Origin of the sequence: Vibrio sp. 10N.222.46.A1, assembly GCF_041473595.1 — a bacterium.
GTDB classification, from domain to species: Bacteria; Pseudomonadota; Gammaproteobacteria; order Enterobacterales; family Vibrionaceae; genus Vibrio; species Vibrio tasmaniensis_A.
This window is the reverse complement of record NZ_JBFRSN010001414.1, coordinates 1-2,550: the sequence shown is the minus strand read 5'-3', so window position 1 is coordinate 2,550 and position 2,550 is coordinate 1. Positions and strand designations below refer to the sequence as shown.

1 protein-coding gene and 1 pseudogene are annotated in these 2,550 nt (G+C 42.0%); one reads left to right on the top strand and one right to left on the bottom strand.

What is annotated here, in order from left to right; all coding sequences use genetic code 11:
• Nucleotides 1-61: 61 nt before the first annotated feature.
• Nucleotides 62-314: pseudogene (locus tag AB4496_RS27010) on the bottom strand (IS21 family transposase); the annotation flags it as partial.
• Nucleotides 315-1,126: 812 nt separating this feature from the next.
• Here AB4496_RS27010 and AB4496_RS27005 point away from each other — a divergent pair.
• A partial coding sequence (locus AB4496_RS27005; protein WP_372132995.1) for an SgrR family transcriptional regulator occupies nucleotides 1,127-2,550 on the top strand: 1,424 nt, incomplete at its 3' end.

Sequence of the window (2,550 nt, the reverse complement as noted above, 5' to 3'; positions counted from 1 at the left end):
GATATTAAATACAAATACGTAACTCTCTTAATTTTATTTTTCCAGTGGTGCTCAAACCCCGTTTAAAGTTGTATTTCTTGGCTATGGCGAGCAGCGCGGTGTTCACCTTCACCGTATGCATCACGCTCTATCATGATGGCTTTCGCATTATAGAACAACACTTCTTTTGGGACGCCCCCGAAGTATTCAAACGCTTCTTCAAGGCCTTCTATCCTGTTTTCTTGACGATCTCGCTCACTAAAGTGAACGAAGGCCGCTCGGCTATAATCAAGCATAGCAACGAAGGCTTTTACACGTACGCCGCCACGTTTTATCAAGATCTCAACAGTCTCTTTTGTCTGTTAAAACGGATAGACACAGCAATTCAAGTTGACGACCAAACCAGCAACGCGATCCATAAGAATGTGTGGCCTCAGAGCTACGAAAACTTGCGTTATAATAACACTAATATTAGAGGCTACATTGGGTCTAAACTTCAAGAATATCACCAGATCATCGCTGAATTGGCATCGATGGAGGGCGACAATATGGCAGCAAGACTTCCCCCGCTCTACAAACCGGACCGTTCCGGATCCAAACGCGCCCAGAGCGTATGAAAGAAATACTCGAAGCGTTAAAAAAATCAGAAGAAACGGACTGAGAAACAACAAGAAAGCGCCTAACACCTGCGTTAGAAACTTGTCTTAAACGCTTTCTCTGCTTAACTTGCCTTTATATGCTTGTTGAATTATTTTGTTTGGTAGCAGTTAGCAAAAATGGAACTGTACTTCATTAATTAAAAGGTGAACTGTTTATAGTAAAGAGAGCGTTATTATTTCAGGTTTGTTCGCAGATAATGAACACATGAGTCATTATCTGCGAGTAAAACAATGAATCCATTAGACTACACATTCTATACTTTAAACGCGAAACACTACTTACTGGAACCAGAACAAAAGATAGCGGTGAGACAAAACCAAAGCCGTCCGAGCTTTTCTGGGATAGTTTTCTTAGTGGGATTCCTAGTCGGTCAGGTTATCCACCTTTATTAATCACCTCCCGTGGAATTATAAGAAGACAACTTTAAGTTAAGTTGCCATATTCAGAGGTATTCGTTGTATCTAATGAACATAATTTTGAGGTTGACATGGTAGCTTCTCAGTTGTTATCTACGAGTCATCTGCAGCGTTTAAAGCAACTCGAGAAACATTTTTCTCGCAATGAAGCTTATGATGTTGATATTGTCTCACTTGCTGAAATTCTGGCCTGTTCAGAAAGGTACGTGAGTAAGCTAATGGCTTCTTTTGAAAGCTTTGGGCTTATCCATTGGGCTTCGGGTCAGGGCCGTGGTCATCGCTCAAAATTGACGCTATTAAAAAGTTTTGAGACCTCACTGCTGACTCAGTTAGAGCGCATGGCTCGCTCTGGCAGAATAGATCAGGCATTTCGACTAGCTACTCAATTTGGCGAAGTTCGTCTATTTCAAGCTCACTTACCTCTCTGGTTAGGGGACGCACAGCAGGAATTAAAAAAACAGAATACTTTGATGTATTTAGTCCCTTATATGCTGCCTGAATGGCACCCTCATTTGGCACAGTCCGCTCGTTCTATTTTATTGGTCGAAAGCGTCTTCGATACCTTAGTTCGATATAACCCTATTCAGAATGACATCGTGCCTCATATCGCTCACCAGTTTCATTACAGTGACAAGCAAATCCGTCTCCGCATCCGTAATGACATAATGATGCACAATAGAGAAGCGCTGACACCGGAACTTGTAAAAAAAAATATAGAAATGCGCCTTAGTACGCCACATCCATATCAAATTCTATTTCGTCATGTAGAGGGTATTGACATAGATAAGCAGTGGGTCATTTTCTCTATGCGTCAATCTGACCCAGTTTTCCTGCATTTGTTAGCTGACTCACACAGTGCAATTTTTGATTATCAGGCTTCAAAACCAATTGGGTGTGGGGTATATCGAGTCGAAAGTTTGGAAAAACAATATTGGAGTTTAGTTCGCAATAACCACTATTTTGGTTTTGGTGGCCATATTGAACGAGTAGAATTTTGGTGTAGTGATGCCCAACCTCAAGCGCCTATGCACGTGGCAGAACTGCTCTATTGCGAATCCCAACCTACTCAGCCACAAAAAATCGATCGCAGCGGATGTACTGTTTTACAGTTTCATCATCATGTCGGTGCATTATCCGCTCAAGAAAGAGCCTGGATTGTTCATCATAGTCGACGTTTTACGCTTGGTAGCCAAAAAAGAGCGGCGAATAGCGTGATGGATTGCCATCAAGATAAGGGATTTCACTTGTTCAAGCACGACATGAAACTGCCGACTCGTCCGGTGGTAATTGAAGTGATAGACAGTCATATGAGCGAGTTACAGCCTTTGCTCGATGAGTTATCTCAAAAAGGGGTTGTTTGGCAGGTATGTATTCAAGGACAGTCTCAAGACATTGCTATTGATATCTCCTATGACTGTTACGTTTTTGGTGACGACCTGACATTTCAATATTACGAATGGCTCCTTTGCAGTAATGTGTTTAGTCTCTGCTTGCC